This window comes from Acinetobacter sp. YH16056_T (assembly GCF_024605895.1).
In the GTDB taxonomy this organism is placed as follows: domain Bacteria; phylum Pseudomonadota; class Gammaproteobacteria; order Pseudomonadales; family Moraxellaceae; genus Acinetobacter; species Acinetobacter amyesii.
Window position 1 is genome coordinate 2662159 of record NZ_CP094545.1, and the last position, 18992, is coordinate 2681150.

An 18992-nucleotide genomic window follows, 5' to 3' on the forward strand; every position below is an offset into this window, starting at 1 on the left:
TGAGCCATGGCAGATTTAAATATTTCGACAGAAATTACCAGCAGCCTAAAAGGAATGGTCGCCAATCTCAATACTGATCGGCTGACGGAATTATTGGTGGCTGTATTATTGGCAGTCATCGGCTTTCTGATTGCCCGTTTTATCTCGAATACCTTTATTCGTACTGTAGGTATGCGTTTCAATGCCCATCAGCAGTTGGTTTGGCGTCGCGGGATTTTCTATTTCATCTTTTTAATCTTTGTGATGGCCAGTTTAAAAGAAGCCGGCTTTAAACTCAGCGTGTTCTTGGGTGCAGCGGGTATTTTAACGGTCGCACTGGGTTTTGCCTCGCAAACGTCCGCATCCAACCTGATCAGCGGGATGTTCTTGATCGGTGAAGGTTCTTTTGAAGTCGGTGATACCATTCAATTAACACTGATTCGTGGGCATACCATTGAAGGTGAAGTGATCTCGATTGATTTACTGTCGGTCAAATTACTCACGCAGGACAATGTCTATGTCCGTTTGCCGAATGAACAACTGATTCGGGCACCTGTACATAACTTGTCTAAGTTTCCAATACGGCGCATTCCAATTACCCTTGCGATTAACTTTCATGAAGACATCATCAAAGTCCGCGAAGTTTTATTAGATGCCGTCAGTAAATATCCATTGGTCTTGGCCGATCCTAAACCTGCCGTGACCGTCACTGCCTTTCGAGAATCTTCCATTGAGCTGCTTTTTGCCATTTGGTGTCAAAGAGAGAATTTCCTAAAAGTCCGCGATGAGATGCAAGAACGGATTCGTAATGCCTTTGTAGAAAATAAAATTGAAATCCCTGTACCGAAAATGGGTTTTGTTGACCACCCGCTTTCTACACAAGTAAACGATGCTGACGTCGATCAATATGCCAATGCACAAGAGATTCAACGAGAGCCTCAACTCAAATAATGGTTTATAGAATTGATATAAAAAGCCCTGCATATCATCAAATGTGCAGGGCTTTTTTATTATCTACTATTTATAGCCAACGACCTCTACAGCTTAGTGATCTAGTACGTTTAAGAACTTCATCATGGTTCAATCTTGTCATTCGGCATGGGTGCAATATAGGCAATCAAAAGCATGGCAAAACCTGCCGCCATAAATGAAATCACTCGCATGAGTGTGCCGACATGAGATAAATCCAGCAAGACCAATTTCAAAGTGACCAAGACCAAAATACTGCCGCCGAGCAGCCAAACTGAACGTAATTGACGCTGAGCGGCAAAGCGCATACTCACCAAAGCCAATAACACCCACAGCACGGTAAAACTCAGCTGAATGGTCGCATTACTCCAAATGTCTAAACTGTTATAAGGTGTATCCAGATACCTATGTAAGGCACGGAGCACAACATAGCTACTTAACCAAAGTAGCCCTAGGACACTCAACACGGCAGCCAAGCTACGATCTAAACCAGCTTTTAACTGTTGATTCAACATCCATAAAAAAGCCGCTAACAACAGCAAACTCACTGCATCAAAAGGATTCAGTATCGGCAAGATATATCCCACAAAGGCCTGCTGACTAAATAATTGCGAACTAATGATCCAAATTAAAGCCAAAAACAAACTGCTACGCGCTTGCCAAAACATTTTCCAGGCCGGTTGCTGCGCTTGCCAATAACACCATGCACAAAATAACAGCGGCAAAATTACCACACTGATATACGGCATACTGGGTATCAACGTCAGACTGGTCCACGCCAAGCTGCTTAAAATTCCGAGACTGACCCACTCTTTTTCTTCACGCACACCGACTAACGGTCGTAGCCAAAGCAGCGTCAAGCTCAGCCCAGCGAATGCAAAATAAATCTGCTCCATCGTTGAATGCCAAAGTAACTGACCGTTTTCACTCACTGAAATAACTTGGTACAGCCCCATCACATAAACAGGCACTAGACCCGTCCACTTAATGATGGACCAACTCCACGAAGCGTTTCGTTTTAACAAGCCTTCATTCACCACCAGATAGACAAGACTGACGATCAATAGACTCAAGGCCAATTGATGGCTAGTCTGCAACCAATCTAAGAGCAACATGATGAACATGGTGGTTGCTGAGAGCATTTGCACACATTGAAAGGCAATACTCGAACTTGAAAGCTGTTTATGAAATGCAGGAACAGCGTGCGTCACGATAATGGCCGCCAAATAGCTCAAACACACGCCCCAATACATCTGTGCAGGGAAATGTGGCAGTTGAACCAAATAATACAGACTTGAACAACCCGCCATCACCAAGAGCGCCATGCCTAAATAACGGCTGATATTGGACTGCTTGTATAGGGCATATATAAATATCAACGCACCTTCAACTGCCCAACCAACTACACTCCACTGCTCTTTCAATACTATCGGTGGAATCAATGCCAAGAAAATTAAGGTCAAACTCAAATAACTTTGTGCAATCAGTGGAATCACAGCACTGCGTTTACTGATGCTATACAGTACGGCAAAAAGCGCTGCGAATAGCAAGCTATACCCCGCCTGCAATACCGTTTCCTCAAAATACATCAAATACAATGCCAGATAAGCAAGCACTGGTGCGGCAAAAATCAGTGCAATATCCAAGGCAGGTTTAAGCTGAAAATGCTCAAGATCTTGTTTCGCCAATAACTGACTAAAACGAAAACCGAGCCAAATAAAAATCGCAGCGTGAGCTAAAACCAACACGCTCATCATCTGACGTTCGGTGGTGTATCCGTGGTAAAAAGCATATCCACCACCCATAATCACCGTCATCAAAAATGCGATTTGATTCAGATATTTCCACGGTCTTAAAGTACTCATGACCGCAACAGCAATATTAATCACAAGATAATAGGCAATAAATTCCGTTGCAGTTGCATCACGAACAGGCAAGGTAAATGGCGCAAGATAGGCAATCAGCATCGCCATGATTGCCAGTTCTACCGACTGCTGTTTCAAACTGAGCCAAATCGTCAATGCCATAAGCGCTGCATACAGTACACAGGCTATGCTAAAGCCCGAAATCACGGCATTGTAATAGGCAAAAAATAAAGTCAAAAACAGCGCTGCAAGACCTAAACCTTCTAGCGCCAAGGCAAAACTGCGGTTTTTGGTTTGTAGCCAAAAACCCAGTCCGACAACACCAGCACTGATCAAGCTCACAATCAACAGCTTCATGGCTAAGCTCAGTTGCCAGTGCTCTGTGGCAAATCTAAGTAAGAGCACCACGCCAATCACCAAGACCAACACCGCCACTTTTAACACAGGATTACCTTGGAAAAGCCATTGCTGAATTTGACTAGATAGATTTGGCGCAGACTTGGATGGTGTATTAGAAGGCGTTGAATTGAATGTTGCCTGATGTCTAGCTGTACCAATTGCAGTCGCGGGATGTACAGATGGTGTATCGTCAGAATCAAAATTTTCAGGACGGTCTATTGTCGATGCTGACATTGAAGTAGCCACATGACTCGATTGCGACTGAAGCGCACGTCCTTGCAATAAATGCAGCTGACGTTCTAATCGTTTCAGCCAACGCAGAAAAAAATAGACCCACTGGCTAATCCCGATCGCAACCAAATATCCTAGCTCGGTTAAAAGTCCAACGACCGTTAATAACGATGCAATATATAACGGAACCTTTGATGTCACTTGAAATGCTTGTTTTGATGAGCTCAGTGCATCAGCGCCGTGCTGCAAATCATCAACATAATTCATCACACTGAGCATAAAACCGATGCCGCTGATATAACTCAGGATACGGACATCTAAGTACCATGCCCCGATCCCCACCATGATCAGCATCATCAACCAAATCATCTTGATTTCATTATTCTGTTTCAGCATACCTGCTTCGTCATTTTCCTGAATGTTTTGATGATACATGAGCCTGACCGATGGATTAAAACTATTCATCAGTGATTCGGTAAGTTACATATACAATCTAGACTCAGCGTACGGGCAAAAAATCACGTACAATAAAACCGTTTTCAGGATTAGGAAATTATCCATGCCACCATTTGTCTTGGTCGATGGCTCATACTTTTTATTTCGTGCCTACCATGCACTGCCACCATTAACCACTTCAACCGGTTTGCATACCAATGCAATCCGAGGTGCCATTTCTGCCATCCAAAAATTAATGCGTCGTATTCAACCGACGCATATGGCCGTTATTTTCGACACACCTGAACCAACCTTCCGTCATGAATTGTCCCCGATTTATAAGGGTGACCGTCCAAGTATGCCTGAAGAATTATCACAACAAATTCCATATCTTCATGCATTAATTCGTGCTCTTGGAATTCCGCTGCATATGTTGCCGGGCGCTGAAGCCGATGACATTATCGGAACTTTGGCCAAACGCGCTGAAGCAGCCGGTCATCAAGTTTTGATCTCCACCGGTGACAAAGACATGGCGCAGCTCGTTACTGAGCGTGTCACTTTAGAAGACAGCTTCAAAGACAAACCGATGGACGTTCAAGGCGTTTTTGAAAAATTTGGGGTGTGGCCGAATCAAATCATTGACTACCTCACGCTGATGGGCGACGCCTCTGACGGCATTCGTGGTGTGCCCGGTGTTGGCGCAAAAACGGCAGCGAAACTTTTAACCGAGTACGGCTCGATTGGCGGCATTTTAGAAAATGTTGACAGTATTAAAGGTAAAGTCGGTCAAAACATTAAAGACAATGTCGAAGGAATTGCTCTTGACCACCAACTGGCGAGCATCGTTTGTGACCTCGACATGGGCCTTAAATACGAAGATTTGAAACTTGCCGACCCAAATATTCCAGCACTGCGTGATTTATATACGGAACTAGAATTCCGTAACCAACTGCAGTCTTTAGATCATCCGAACAACCCCAATGGCGCAACCTACAAACAAGCAGCCAAAGCCATCAACACCACGGCGACTGTAGCCAATGCACCTGAAGTAGAAGATCAAGCGGACAAAACCAGTGTTGATGATTTACTTGGCGAAGCTCGGTATCACACGGTATTGACCCAAGAAGATTGGGATGTGTTATTCAAGCGTCTAAGTACTGAAAAGCGTTTTGCCTTTGATACCGAAACCACTAGCCTCGACTACCGCGTAGCGCAGATTGTGGGTTTCTCGGTGGCTTTAGATGCACATGATGCCTATTACGTGCCGCTTGCGCATGATTATGAAGCTGCGCCGCAACAACTTGATCGCGACACAATTCTGAATCAACTCAAACCTTTACTTGAAGATAATGACGTACAAAAAATTGGTCATCATCTCAAGTATGATGCACATGTCTTAGAAAATCATGGCATTCATTTGGCAGGTTGGTATTTCGATACCATGTTGGCCTCTTATGTCCTTAACTCTGTGGCTACACGTCATGGGATGGATGACGTCGCACGTTTGTATTTAAGTCATCTCACAACGACGTTCGAACAAGTGGCGGGCAAAGGTGCAAAACAAAAGACCTTTAACCAAATTGAGCTTGAAACGGCAGCACATTATGCCGCAGAAGATGCCCATGTGACCTATCGTCTATATGAAGTACTCGATAAGAAGTTACAAGCTCGCCCGGAGCTGATCAATATTTTGCACAATATTGAAATGCCGGTTGCCCGTGTTCTAACCTCTATGGAAGAAAACGGCATTGAGCTAGATATGAACTTCCTCGACCAACTTGGTGTGGAATTTGCCAATACCATTCAAAATTTAGAAACCGAAATTACCGATCTTGCGGGTCAAAGCTTCAATGTCAGCTCGCCAAAACAAGTGGGTGAAATTCTGTTTGATAAATTAGGTTTAAAAGGTGGCAAAAAGACCTCTACTGGTCAGTACAGCACCAGTGAAAGTGTGTTAGAAAAAATCGATCATCCGATTACTGATTTAATTTTGGAATATCGTGGTCTCTCTAAACTGAAAAGCACCTATACCGACGGTCTGTTAAAGCAAGTGAATAATGACACACATCGTGTGCATACCAGTTACCACCAAGCTTTAACGGCTACAGGTCGTTTGTCATCTACCGATCCAAACTTACAGAACATTCCTGTCCGTGAAGATATTGGACGTCAAATCCGTAAAGCCTTTATTGCACCTGAAGGTCGCATTTTATTGGCAGCCGATTATTCGCAAATCGAATTACGTTTAATGGCGCATTTCTCGCAAGATCATGCCTTGGTCGATGCCTTCAATCATGGGCAAGATGTACATAAACGTACTGCGGCAGAAGTTTTGGGCATTCCACTCGACGAAGTGACTAGCAACCAACGTCGTCAAGCCAAAGCGGTGAACTTCGGTCTGCTCTATGGCATGTCTGAATTTGGTTTGACTCGTCAGCTAGGTTTCACTCGTGAAGAGTCACGTAACTATATTGGTAAATACTTCCAACGCTACCCTGGTGTTTTGGAATATATGGAACGTACTCGCCAAGTGGCACGTGAACAAGGTTTTGTGGAAACTATTTTAGGTCGTCGTCTGTATACACCGGACATTATGGCGAGCAACAAAATGGTGAAACAAGGCGCTGAACGTGCAGCGATCAATGCACCACTACAAGGTTCTGCGGCGGATATTATTAAATTGGCCATGATTGCCGTCGATAAAATCTTACCTAAAGATCAAGCCAAAATGTTACTGCAAGTACACGATGAATTGGTGTTTGAAGTTGATGCTGCAATTGCCGATGAACTCTCTGCACAACTGACTGAAGTGATGCAGTCTGTGTTGAAAATTTCCGTTCCACTGATTGTAGAAGTGGGTCAAGGCAATAACTGGGACGAAGCGCACTAATTCATTCACGCCTTTCTCCCTCTAGGAGGAAGGTTGGCATGGAGGTGAGATATCTCCTCGTAGATATTTATTGTTTTACACCTCAATTTAAATCCACAAAAAAAGGACGCCTCGGCGTCCTTTTTAATTTAACTCGTCTTAGCTCAGATTAAAGACCAGTCAATAATGCAATTGCGACTTGCTTCATAATAGTTTCCGCAACCAACAATGCCAAAATCGCAAAAATTGGCGACAAGTCAATCATCCCCATATTTGGAAGAATACGCCGGAATGGCGCAAGTAGCGGTTCTGCCAACTCTTGAACCACTTCAATATAAGGCGAACGTGACTGACTAAACATCACCACCCAACTCAAAATAATCGATGCAAAAATTAAGTAACGACAGAAACGGATTAAATCCTGAATCATGGTCACAAAGGTCATAATGATCAGATGGAATGGGCTATTCACTGCCACGCCGGACAAATACATCAAACCAAACATTTTTAACAAATACAGAATCACCACCAACACCAATGCTGCGGTATTCACTCGACCTTTGGCCAAAGTTGGGAAAATTCGGCTAAAGATGTCGACAATTTTTGTTGCTTTTGCTGTTGCCAAAACCACAGGGTTATATGGACTCACGGCAGCAAGCTGCATTAAAAAACGGAAAAATACGAGCAAAATTGCAACGTTAATAATGATTCCAAAAATTTGAGCAGAGCCCATACTTGAACTTTCCTAAATCAAATCGAATTATTTGGTGCTTTCGCTTAACTCTTGTGCCAACTCTTGGCTACGCTTTTGCGCTGCGGCTAAAGCGGCCTGAATATTTTGTGAAATTTGAGCATGATCAAATACTTCAATCGCAGCTTGTGTTGTACCGTTTGGAGAGGTTACATTTTTACGCAACTCCGCAGGACTGTTGGCACTGGTAATCGCCATTTGTGCAGCGCCCAATGCAGTTTGCAAGGTTAGCGCTGTAGCTACCTTTTCATCCAAGCCCATGTTTTTACCTGCACGGATCATACTTTCCATCATATAGAAAAAGTATGCAGGACCTGAGCCAGAAACAGCTGTTACCGCATCAATCTGCGCTTCCGAGTTTACCCAAAGTGTTAAACCCGTTGAAGCCAAAACTTGACTTGCAAGATCACGATCTTCAGCTGAAACAGCTTCACCTGCATACAAACCATGCGCACCGGTTTGAACTAAAGCCGGCGTATTTGGCATGACACGAACAATACGCTCTGTGCCTAATAATTTTGAAATCGTTGCAATTTCTGCACCTGCAACAATTGAAATTACCAACTTCCCTTCTAGCAACCCTTGTAATGGTGCCAAAACTTTTGCCAACACCTGAGGCTTAACTGCAAAAAGTACAATGTCAGCTTCTCGAATTGCTGCAACATTATCATCGGTCACATGCAAATCTTTTTCAGCCAAAAGCTCACGTACTTTTTCTACGGGATCCGAAACTGTAATACGTGTAGTCGGGACACCACGTGCAATTAGGCCACCAATTAAAGCCTGTGCCATGTTGCCGCCACCAATGAAACTGATATTACAATTTAGAATTGCGCTCATGATTGAAGATCCGATATTGCAGATTTAGCGTTAAGAGATAATGTTGGTTGCCAGCCAGCTTGAGTACAAAATTCAGACTGCGCCAACCAAAAGCCCTGAGGCGTAAAGACGCCTAGCATAACATTATCTCGGCTTAATATTTGAATAGTATGACGCTGCCATGGAAAAATTTGCGCCTGCTGAATGGCTTTTTTCAACGGCCAACCTCCGACACGCCCATATAAATGAATTTTTTCACCGCCAAGGCGTGGGCGTATCTGCAGTTGCTGCCCCAATAATTCAGGTGATAAGCCAACCTCTGAGGGTTGAATCACAAAATGGCCGGCAGGCAACTTGAGGCACTGACCTGCAACACAAGTTACAACTTCAACCTCTTGAATGGATTCTGCTGGCAGATAATCCGCTTTGGCAATCCGATGAAGTTGCTGTTGAAAGCGCAGATAATAAAATCCATTCCAGTGTAGTGCCGCTTGCGAGTCTTCGCGTGAGTTAATCACTTCTGAAACTAAACGCTGTACCATTTCAAAGCTTGGACGATATTGCCCCTCACCTTTCATCCAGTGCGATAACAACTGACGCTGACGTGCCAGACTGAGCTGTTGTAAAACCACTAAAGATAAAGTTTGCGATGAACCACAGGCTGCCAAATCTTGTTGCAACACCTCGTGTAAAATTTCATCAGCATCTTGCATCAAATAACTGGTTCGACTCAGGGCTTGCTGCATTTTAGGAAATCGACCACTGAGTACAGGCCATAGAATTTCACGACTCCACGCGCGGTCATAGTCGGTATCAAAATTAGTGAGATCTTGAATATTTTGCACATGCAGTTGTGCTGCCCATTGGCAAATTTGCTCACGTGAAAGATCCAATAGCGGACGCCATAAAGCAAAATCTTCACGTACATCGAATTTTTTCATGGCAGCAAGGCCATGGACACCCGCACCTGAAAGTAGCCGCAACATCAGTGTCTCGGCTTGATCTTGCTGATGATGCGCGAGTACCAATATTTCATCTGCTTGTAAATGTTGGGCAAAGGCTTGATAGCGGGCCGAGCGTGCTTGATTTTCAAGGTTACCTTGCGCAACCTGGACTTTCTGTATAATGAATGGCAAATTCAGCGCTTTACATTGAGCACGTACAAATTCGCCCCAAGCATGACTACAATCTTGTAGTTGGTGATCAATATAAATTACCCGCATTTTTTCAGGGCACAAAAACGACATAAGATGCAGCAGCAACATGGAATCCATGCCACCACTACATCCTATTAAAAATCGGCTTTGTTCAGGCAGCGCCTGAATTTGACTTAAGCAGTCAGCCCTAAATTGTCGCTGCCAAACTTCATTAAACGCTGATAACGCGCTTCGCATCGTTCGTTTGCATCCATTGGTTGCAGTTCTTCTAGAGCTTGCTTCAAGACCACTTTCAAATCCTGCATGACTTTTTCAGGGTTTAAATGTGCCCCTTCCGCTTCGTCCACCACGTATTCCACAATGCCCATCTTCTGCAATTTATCTGCCGTCAATGCCAATGCTTCACTTGCTTGTTCTGCTTTCTCTGCAGTTTTCCACAAAATAGATGCACAGCCTTCAGGTGAAATCACTGAATAAATACTGTGAGATAGCATAATCACACGGTCAGCTACGCCGATACCGAGCGCACCACCCGAACCGCCTTCACCCAATACCGTTGCCACTACAGGCACTTTAAGTGAAGAAAGCTGAGCCAAACTGGTTGCAATCGCTTCAGCCTGACCACGTTCTTCTGCACCCACGCCTGGGTATGCACCCATGGTATCAATAAAGGTAAAGACAGGCAGATTAAAACGCTCCGCCATATCCAATAAACGCTGTGCTTTACGGTAACCTTCAGGGTTACTCATACCAAAATTATGCTGTAATTTTTCACGTGTACTACGACCACGGTGCTGACCTACGATCATCACAGGCTGACCATCTAAACGAGCCAAACCACCAATCATCGCGCCGTCATCACCAAATAGGCGGTCACCGTGCAAAGCATCGAACTCTGTAAAAATTTCGCCAACATAATCCAAAAACTGCGGACGTTCAGGATGACGTGCGATCTGAACCGTAGTCCAGGCTTTAGATTGAGCTGCTTTATTTTTCATAGGTCGATCATTATCCCTAACTTAACTGGTCTGTTAATTGATAAATTGTTCCGACTGGATATTCAGTTCAATATCCCAATGCTTAAATTGCACCTGCTCATCATGCAAGTCTGCAACCAACAAAGGCCACTGTTTGGCATCACCAGAAACACTAAGTTGCCATTGTTGCGCATTGTCCACGCTTAATTCAATGGCAGGAAGCATCTCATCGCTGCGACTATGATTTAATAAAACTGCTAAACGAAGCAATAGACATAAGTAAACAAGTTTGTTACCACCGACTTTCATCACATCAATGCGCGCGTCACTACGTAACTTACGACGATGATGCGCCACTAAATGTGACAAATGGTTTTGATCAATTTGTGAGAAACCCGGAATATCCGAATGTTGCAGTAAATAAGCACCATGACGATGGTAACCACTATGACTGATCGCTAAGCCAATTTCATGCAAATACGCTGCACGACGCAGTAAATCACTGTCATCACTGGTCAAATTCAGTGCGGTCGCCACACCATTAAACAGTTGTTGAGCGGTATTTACCACACGTTCAGCTTGTTTCATATCTGCGTTGTAGCGACCCATCAACGCATGTACAGAACGATCTCGAACATCTTCATGTTGGAAACGTCCCAATAGGTCGTACATCACGCCTTCACGTAACGCGCCATCAGAATAAACCAATTTATCGATATTCAGCACATCAAAGACTGCATACAAAATGGCAATGCCGGCTGGCAAAACTGCTCGACGGTCTTCTTTTAGACCATCAAATTCCATTTCATTGACATGCTTATATTTAAGCAATTTATCTTTGAGTTTAAATAAACCGTCACGTGTCAGTTCTTCCTGATCGTTGCTCCAGCCCATATTGACACAAATCTGACGACATGCTTTGATCGTGCCACTTGAACCGACAACAGTATCCCAGCCCGCAGCTTTATAAGTGTTGGCAATGCCTGCGATTTCCTTGCGAGCAGCATTTACCGCTTTATCAAAACTTTTCAGGTTAATTTCACCATCAGCAAAAAACGCTTTGGTAAAAGCGACACAGCCCATTTGCACAGATTCTGTATGAATCGGTTCAAACTCTTCACCAATAATCAACTCTGTTGAACCCCCACCGATATCAATCACAAGGCGGCGACCACTATTTGCCATAGTATGTGAAACCCCTAAATAAATTAGACGGGCTTCTTCACGACCAGCAATGATTTCAATTGGTTTTGGTAAAATTTCAGCGGCTTTTTGGATAAATTCATGACCATTTTTTGCTTGACGCAAGGCATTAGTCGCCACAATACGTAAACGGTTAGCTTGTACAGGATTTAAACGCCCCACAAAACGTGCTAGGCAGGCTAATCCTCGTTGCTGTGCGGCTTCGGTCAAATTTTTATTTTCGTCTAGACCTGCGGCAAGCTGTACTTTTTCTGACATTGATGCAACTTTTTTCACTTCACCATGGTCTACGCGTGCGATAGCCAAGTGGAAGCTGTTCGATCCCATATCGATAGCAGCAAGTAATTCTTCATCAATCAAAAAATCAGACATTATTCAAAAAAACCTGTTCAGAATTGTGCTTAGATTAATTCACATACATGCAATTTAAAAGCCATTTATGAGTAGTTCGGGCGGAACTTATCGATTTTTTATCTAAAGCAATGATAGTCATACACGATCATCGGCATCGTGATCATCCATTAGACAAACTGACCATTCAGGTCGAAAATTTACATAACCCCCTACATTGTTATAGTTGGCTATGTAATACTTATAAACATAGAGTCAACTTAAAAATTAATTCCGGAGCAAAATCCATGTCTGGCAATATCGTAAATACAACTGATGAAAACTTCCAAGCCGATGTACTAGAGTCTGATACTCCTGTACTTGTAGATTTCTGGGCAGGTTGGTGTGCTCCTTGTAAAGCCATTGCACCTGTACTTGAAGTACTTTCAACTGAGTTTGAAGGCAAAGTTAAAATCGTTAAAGTAGACGTAACTTCTTGCGAACAAACAGCTGTAAACTACAACATCCGTAACATTCCTGCATTATTAATGTTTAAAAACGGCGAAGTTGTAGCAACCCAAGTCGGTGCCGCACCAAAATCTAAATTGACAGCTTTCATCGAAGAAAACATCTAATATTTTTTCGATAATAACACTCGAAAATACGCTGTTTTACACAGCGTATTTTTTTGGTTGATAAATTGACAAATGCTGTGTTCTCTCTTATATTGTTTACTCAAGAAATTAAGGATCTCAAATCCTGTCATTTTCTTACAACACAACACATAAAATGCCGCTCGGCAACAGAATTGTTTTTCACATCTCTCTTCATATAACGAATCAGATCTCTGAATTGTTTTGTGCAAACCAATTGCTATCGTTTCTTGCATGATCGCGGCACATTTGTTGCTCCCTTTTCCAACCTGTACCTCAGAATTTTAGATTCTATCTGACCACCTATGAACTTAACCGAACTCAAGAAAAAACCGATTGGCGAACTCATCAAGATTGCCGAGTTTATGGGCCTCGAAGGAATGGCTCGTAACCGTAAGCAAGATATTATTTTTGCCATCTTAAAGCGCCACGCAATGAACGGCGAAGAGATTTTTGGTGATGGCGTTCTAGAAATTCTGTCGGACGGCTTTGGTTTCTTACGCTCTGCAGCGGGTTCTTACCTAGCCGGCCCTGACGATATCTATGTGAGCCCATCACAAATCCGTCGCTTCAACCTTCGTACTGGTGACACTATTACAGGTACGATTCGTCCACCTAAAGAAGGCGAACGTTACTTTGCATTATTAAAAGTTAATCAAATTAACTACGACACACCAGAAAACTCACGTAATAAGATTCTTTTCGAAAACTTAACACCTTTATTTCCAACCGAACAATTGGTAATGGAATTAGGTAATGGTACAACAGAAGACTTAACTGCGCGTGTGGTTGACTTGGTTGCTCCGATTGGTAAAGGTCAACGTTCAATTATCGTTGCACCGCCAAAAGCGGGTAAAACCATGTTGTTACAAAACATCGCACAGTCGATTGTTCGTAACAATCCTGAATGTTTCTTGATTGTCCTTCTAATTGACGAACGTCCTGAAGAAGTAACAGAAATGGAACGTACTGTTCGTGGTGAAGTAGTTGCTTCAACATTCGATGAATCACCAGCTCGTCACGTACAAGTTGCAGAGATGGTGATTGAAAAAGCTAAACGTCTTGTAGAACACAAAAAAGATGTAGTGATTTTACTTGACTCAATTACTCGTTTAGCACGTGCTTACAACACTGTAATCCCTTCATCTGGTAAAGTTCTTACTGGTGGTGTGGATGCCCATGCTTTAGAACGTCCAAAACGTTTCTTCGGTGCAGCACGTAATATTGAAGAAGGTGGTTCACTGACAATTATCTCAACTGCGTTGATTGAAACTGGCAGTAAGATGGATGAAGTGATCTACGAAGAATTCAAAGGTACAGGTAACCAAGAAATTACCCTAGACCGTCGTATTGCTGAAAAACGTGTGTTCCCTGCGATGAACATCAAAAAATCAGGTACACGTCGTGAAGAGCGCCTAATGTCTGAAGATAACCTCCGTAAAGTTTGGATTTTACGTAAATTGCTTCATACACAAGACGAACTTGCAGCGATGGAATTCTTGCTTGATCGTATGAAAGAAACCAAAACCAATGATGATTTCTTTGATCAAATGAAACGTAAAGCATCCAACTAAGTTGAATGTTTGACTGAAAAGGCCATCTATAACGATGGCCTTTTTATTTGGTTGACTTTGGTTACACAAAGAAACATTTGATGGATTTCCATGTAAACTTATTTTCAAGTTTATGATTATAAAAAATATATTTTAAAAAACCCTATTCTTTTTAGTAGTTTATTTGCTATTTCGCCAATATAAAACTTTCTCTTAATTGTTATTTTCTGTTAAAAAATGGCCGTTTTTCACCTATTTTTAACGGTTTTTTCAAAGTCACTAGTAGCATTTCAAAATACTCAGTGATAGCATACACGCAGACCAGTTAGACTGCTCTATGCATTTTTAATACCTATTCAAATTAGGCATAATAAAAGCACACAACAGACTAACGCAGGTTATTTTTTAATCTCATATTTTAGAGAGTGATGCCATGTTATTCAAAAAAATCGCTATTGCTGCTGCAGTTGCTACTACTTTAGCTTTCGTTGGTTGTGCTAAAAAAACTGAAGAAGCTGCTCCTGCTGCTGCATCTGAAGCTGCTGCTTCTGAAGTAGTTGCTGCGTCTGACGCTGCTGCTGTTGAAGCTTCTGCTGCTGCATCTGAAGCTACTGCTGCTGCTTCTGAAGCTACTGCTGCTGCATCTGAAGCTACTGCTGCTGCTTCTGAAGCTCAATAATCTAACCGATTATTCAGCACAAAAAGAGAGCCCTATGGCTCTCTTTTTTATTGCTTCAAACTTTAAACCCTAGTTCATAAAAAGAGCTAAAATTCAAAATACTAAGCCCATGCTTATTGAAAAATAAAAACTGACAATTTAGCTAAAGGAAAGCCACAATCAACCTCTACGACAACTCAACTCAACTCAACTATATCGTCTCATTTTAAAACGAATATTCTTCAACATGACTTGTGCGATAGATGATGAACACTGCACCTCCTAAATCAAAGGCAAAAAAAAGCAGATCAATCGATCTGCTCATTTCCAACACGTTGACGGAATTTTTGTCCCGCACGGAAGGTCACTACACGACGGGCAGAAATCGGAATTTCTTCACCCGTTTTCGGGTTACGGCCTGGGCGTTGACGTTTATCACGCAACTCGAAGTTACCGAAACCAGAGAGTTTAACTTGTTCCCCAGAGATTAGCGCTTGGCTAATCTCATCGAAGAATAACTCGACCATTTGTTTTGCTTCACGACGGTTTAAACTCGTGAGCTCACTTAAATGATCAGCCATTTCTGCTTTTGTTAATGCTGTCATGAAGCCCTCAATGTCGCCTGGTAAGTGTTTTCCAACACCTGAAGTATGTTATCCATACCGGTTTTGATTTCAGCATCTTCTAATGTACGTGTTGGATGTTGCCATTGAATTGCAAATGCCAATGAGCGCTTGCCTTCTTCGACACCTTGACCAGTGTACACATCGAATAACCAAACTGCGTCTAAAAGCTCACCGCCGGTTTTTTCGATAAGTTGCTGAATTTCACTAACATTAATCTTATCACTAATTAAAAGCGCAATATCACGTCGAACCGACGGAAAACGTGATAATTCTGTAAAATTAGATACATAAGTTTGCAAAACAGCCGATTGATCCAACTCAGCTACCCAAGTTGTTGCCAAATCCAACTCATCTTCTAAAGATGGGTGTAAACGACCGAAGTAACCAATTGATTGACCATTGACTAAGATTTCAGCAGATTGACCTGGATGCAACCACGTACGCTCTGAACGTACATATTCAACATTTAAACGTGCAGAATTTAAAATCTCCTCTACATCGCCTTTAAAGTCAAAGAAATCCATTGGCTGTGCTTTACCATGCCAAGATTCAGTCGTACGCGAACCTATTGCAACCAGTGCAAAGGTTGGGATCTGTTTAAGATCATGAATGCTGTTCGCACCTTGATAATCAAAACGTAGACCAAGCTCATAGAAACGCACACGGTTTTGCTGACGGTTCACGTTGTATTGCACACATGGGATCAAACTTGATAATAAGGTTGAACGCATCACTGCAAGGTCGCTAGAAATCGGGTTTGCAAGCGCTAGTGGTTGAACCTTTGGATTCAATTGTTTCTCTAGTTTCGCATCTGCAAAGCTAAAGCTAATCGCTTCTTGATAACCCAAAGCCACTGCAGTTTGACGTAACTGAACCAATTCAAATTGGTCTTGGTATTTCGCTAGTTTGACATCAATCACCGGCAAGCTAATTTGAATATTGTCGTAGCCGTGAATACGTGCCACTTCTTCAATGAGGTCTTGATAAATCGCCATATCAAAGCGGTGTGATGGTGGTACAACAGTCCACTCACCTTCTGCTTTCACAGTGACATTGCAACCCAAACGCGTTAAAGCATCCGTAATAAATGCAGATTCAACTTTATAACCGAGCAGTTGATCGACTTGCGCTTGGTTCAGTTCAATGGCTTCACGTTTTGGTAATAACTCAACTTTTTCAGCAACAGTAATTGGACCAAACTCACCACCAGCTAAATCAGCGATAAGCTGTGAAGCACGGTGCATTGCCGTCATCGGCAATTCAAAGTCTACGCCACGTTCATAACGCTGAGATGCATCGGTATGCAAACCAAAACTACGCGCACGACCTGCGATATAGAGTTGATCAAAGAACGCCGACTCAAGGAAAATTTCAATGGTGTCATCAGAAACCGCTGAACTTAGGCCACCCATGATTCCTGCAATCGCCAAAGCTTTTTGATCATCCGCAATCACCATCACGTTTTCAGATAATTCAACTTCTTGTTCATTCAACAACGTTAATTTTTCTGCTGCTGTTGCTTGGCGTACACGAACAGAACCTTCAACTTTACCGCCATCGAATGCATGTAGAGGTTGACCCAGCTCCATTAAAACGTAGTTGGTAATATCGACCAAAATACTGTGCTGACGGATGCCCGCACGAGCCAATGCACGCTCCATCCACTCAGGAGTTGGTGCTTTGGTATTGACGTTTTTGATTACACGGCCTAAGTAACGTGGGCAACCATCAGTTTCAACAACAACGTTCTTCTCATCAGTAATTGTTGCAGCAACTTCTTTAATTTCAGGGGCAGTTACAGGAAGTTGATTGATCACACCAATTTCACGTGCAATACCACGAATACTGAAGCAGTCACCACGGTTTGGCGTGATGCTGATATCAATCACATTGTCATCAAGATCTAAATATTCACGCACATTTACACCAACAGGTGCATCGGCAGGAAGCTCCAATAGACCGTCGATTTTATCTTCAAGATCAATTTCAGACGCACCGCACAGCATGCCTTGTGATTCAACACCACGAAGCTTGCCTTTTTTAATTTTGAAATCGCCCGGAAGTACTGCACCAATGGTTGCTACAGGAGCTTTCATGCCTACACGCACGTTTGGAGCACCACAAACGATTTGTAACGGCTCGCCTGAACCGATGTTTACAGTAGTGACACGTAAACGGTCAGCATCGGGATGTTGAACCACTGTTAAAACTTCACCGACTACTACACCAGTAAATGGTTTTGCAGCAGGAGATAAATCATCAACTTCTAAACCTAACATGGTCAGTTGGTCAGAAAGTGTATCGCTATCAATGGCTGGGTTAACCCATGTACGCAACCAATTTTCGCTAATTTTCATTGTATAAAAACCTATTAATTCTAAATTTCTAATCCTCTCTAGCGTCCTTTTAAAGAAAGAGGACGAACCCTAAGTCATGATGGACAACCCCTCTCCTTTTAGGAGAGGTTAGGGAGAGGTATAAAACTGTTTAAGCAAATTGGCGTAAGAAACGCACATCATTTTGGTAGAACATACGCAGGTCATTAATGCCATAACGCAACATTGCAAAACGCTCTACACCTAAACCGAAGGCAAAGCCTTTGTATTTTTCTGGGTCAATGCCAGCGGCTTGTAAAACGTTTGGATGCACCATACCGCAGCCCAAAACTTCCAACCATTTACCACGTTCATCCATGATATCCACTTCCGCACTTGGCTCTGTAAATGGGAAATAAGATGGACGGAAACGTACTTTCAAATCTTTTTCAAAGAATTCATTTAGCAAGTTCACTAACAAACCTTTAAGTTCTGCAAAGCTGGTGTTTTCAGCCACATACAAACCTTCGATTTGATGGAACATTGGTGAATGCGTTTGGTCCGAGTCACAGCGATAAACACGACCAGGACACACAATACGGATTGGAGGCTGCTGATTTTCCATCGTACGAATTTGCACGCCTGAGGTATGCGTACGAAGTAAATGATTCGCATCAAAATAGAAAGTGTCGTGCATCGCACGTGCAGGGTGATGACCCGGAATGTTCAATGCTTCAAAGTTGTGATAATCATCTTCAACTTCTGGACCGGTCGCAACAGTAAAGCCAGCTTTGGTAAAGAATTGGCAAATACGTTCTTGAACTTGAGTCACAGGGTGAATGCTACCAACCGTTTGACCACGGCCGGGCAAAGTAATATCAACCGTTTCGCTAGCAAGCTTTTGTTCTAATGCAGCTTTTTGTAATTCAGCTTGACGAGCAGTCAGTGCGCCAGTAATCGATTCACGAACGGCATGAATTTGAGCACCAAAAACTTTACGTTCTTCTGGGTCCATTTTACCGAGCGACTTCGATTGTTCCGCGAGCTGGCTTTTCTTCCCTGTAAATTGCACTCGCACTTGGTCGAGTGTAGCAAGGTCCTCTGCTGCTGCAATCGCAGCGAGCGCTTCAGTGGTCAGGGCTTCCAGTGACATAGTAACTCTCAAAGCAACAATTTAAAAAAATAATATAAACCCCTTATTCT

At 42.8% G+C, this 18992-nt stretch carries 14 protein-coding genes; 5 read left to right on the forward strand and 9 right to left on the reverse strand.

The genetic code is table 11. The features are described 5' to 3' along the window. The first annotated feature begins 6 nt into the window (after nucleotides 1-6). Complete coding sequence (locus MST17_RS13015) at nucleotides 7-930, forward strand: mechanosensitive ion channel family protein (RefSeq protein ID WP_168379815.1); 924 nt, start codon at nucleotides 7-9, stop codon at nucleotides 928-930. A 122-nt stretch (nucleotides 931-1052) separates the two neighbouring features. On the opposite strand, the gene MST17_RS13020 is transcribed toward MST17_RS13015, so the two are convergent. Beyond that, nucleotides 1053-3839 carry a DUF2339 domain-containing protein gene (locus MST17_RS13020; RefSeq protein WP_180026030.1) on the reverse strand — a complete coding sequence of 929 codons (2787 nt, stop codon included), beginning with the start codon at nucleotides 3837-3839 and terminating at the stop codon, nucleotides 1053-1055. A 163-nt stretch (nucleotides 3840-4002) separates the two neighbouring features. Here MST17_RS13020 and polA point away from each other — a divergent pair, with 163 nt between their 5' ends. Beyond that, nucleotides 4003-6768, forward strand: a complete 2766-nt coding sequence (gene polA, locus MST17_RS13025) for a DNA polymerase I (RefSeq protein ID WP_180025961.1) — start codon at nucleotides 4003-4005, stop codon at nucleotides 6766-6768. A 148-nt stretch (nucleotides 6769-6916) separates the two neighbouring features. Here polA and MST17_RS13030 read toward each other — a convergent pair whose 3' ends face one another. The 5 genes from MST17_RS13030 to ppx are packed head-to-tail and all read right to left on the reverse strand — an operon-like array spanning nucleotide 6917 to nucleotide 12026. Next, a complete protein-coding gene (locus tag MST17_RS13030; protein WP_078189567.1) occupies nucleotides 6917-7480 on the reverse strand; it encodes a YggT family protein in 564 nt (187 codons plus the stop codon). 27 nt (nucleotides 7481-7507) lie between these two features. Then, the gene (proC, locus tag MST17_RS13035; RefSeq protein WP_078192626.1) at nucleotides 7508-8338 is read right to left on the reverse strand and encodes a pyrroline-5-carboxylate reductase; all 831 of its coding nucleotides are present in this window, start codon (nucleotides 8336-8338) and stop codon (nucleotides 7508-7510) included. Beyond that, complete coding sequence (gene tilS / locus MST17_RS13040; protein ID WP_180025962.1) at nucleotides 8335-9711, reverse strand: tRNA lysidine(34) synthetase TilS; 1377 nt, start codon at nucleotides 9709-9711, stop codon at nucleotides 8335-8337. The genes proC and tilS overlap by 4 nt, the downstream gene beginning before the upstream one ends. Further along, a complete protein-coding gene (locus MST17_RS13045; RefSeq protein WP_078189570.1) occupies nucleotides 9648-10472 on the reverse strand; it encodes an acetyl-CoA carboxylase carboxyltransferase subunit alpha in 825 nt (274 codons plus the stop codon). The genes tilS and MST17_RS13045 overlap by 64 nt, the downstream gene beginning before the upstream one ends. A gap of 33 nt (nucleotides 10473-10505) precedes the next feature. After that, nucleotides 10506-12026: an exopolyphosphatase gene (ppx, locus tag MST17_RS13050; RefSeq protein ID WP_078192628.1), complete on the reverse strand. Its 1521-nt coding sequence runs from the start codon at nucleotides 12024-12026 to the stop codon at nucleotides 10506-10508. Nucleotides 12027-12292: 266 nt separating this feature from the next. Here ppx and trxA point away from each other — a divergent pair, with 266 nt between their 5' ends. The 3 genes from trxA (at nucleotide 12293) to MST17_RS13065 (ending at nucleotide 14869) form a co-directional block, all read left to right on the forward strand. Beyond that, nucleotides 12293-12619: a thioredoxin gene (gene trxA, locus MST17_RS13055; RefSeq protein WP_078192629.1), complete on the forward strand. Its 327-nt coding sequence runs from the start codon at nucleotides 12293-12295 to the stop codon at nucleotides 12617-12619. A gap of 323 nt (nucleotides 12620-12942) precedes the next feature. Beyond that, complete coding sequence (rho, locus tag MST17_RS13060; protein ID WP_067731074.1) at nucleotides 12943-14211, forward strand: transcription termination factor Rho; 1269 nt, start codon at nucleotides 12943-12945, stop codon at nucleotides 14209-14211. A 412-nt stretch (nucleotides 14212-14623) separates the two neighbouring features. Then, nucleotides 14624-14869 (forward strand): hypothetical protein, encoded by a 246-nt coding sequence (locus MST17_RS13065; RefSeq protein ID WP_078192631.1) that lies wholly within the window; start codon nucleotides 14624-14626, stop codon nucleotides 14867-14869. Nucleotides 14870-15156: 287 nt separating this feature from the next. Here MST17_RS13065 and MST17_RS13070 read toward each other — a convergent pair whose 3' ends face one another. The 3 genes from MST17_RS13070 to pheS all read right to left on the reverse strand — a co-directional run bounded on the left by MST17_RS13070 (nucleotide 15157) and on the right by pheS (nucleotide 18942). Beyond that, nucleotides 15157-15453, reverse strand: a complete 297-nt coding sequence (locus MST17_RS13070; RefSeq protein ID WP_004649746.1) for an integration host factor subunit alpha — start codon at nucleotides 15451-15453, stop codon at nucleotides 15157-15159. After that, entirely contained in the window at nucleotides 15450-17831 is a 2382-nt protein-coding gene (pheT, locus tag MST17_RS13075; RefSeq protein WP_180025963.1) for a phenylalanine--tRNA ligase subunit beta, read from the reverse strand. Before pheT ends, MST17_RS13070 begins: the two co-directional genes overlap by 4 nt. Before the next feature lie 130 nt (nucleotides 17832-17961). Beyond that, nucleotides 17962-18942: a phenylalanine--tRNA ligase subunit alpha gene (gene pheS, locus MST17_RS13080; protein WP_180025964.1), complete on the reverse strand. Its 981-nt coding sequence runs from the start codon at nucleotides 18940-18942 to the stop codon at nucleotides 17962-17964. Nucleotides 18943-18992: the final 50 nt, after the last annotated feature.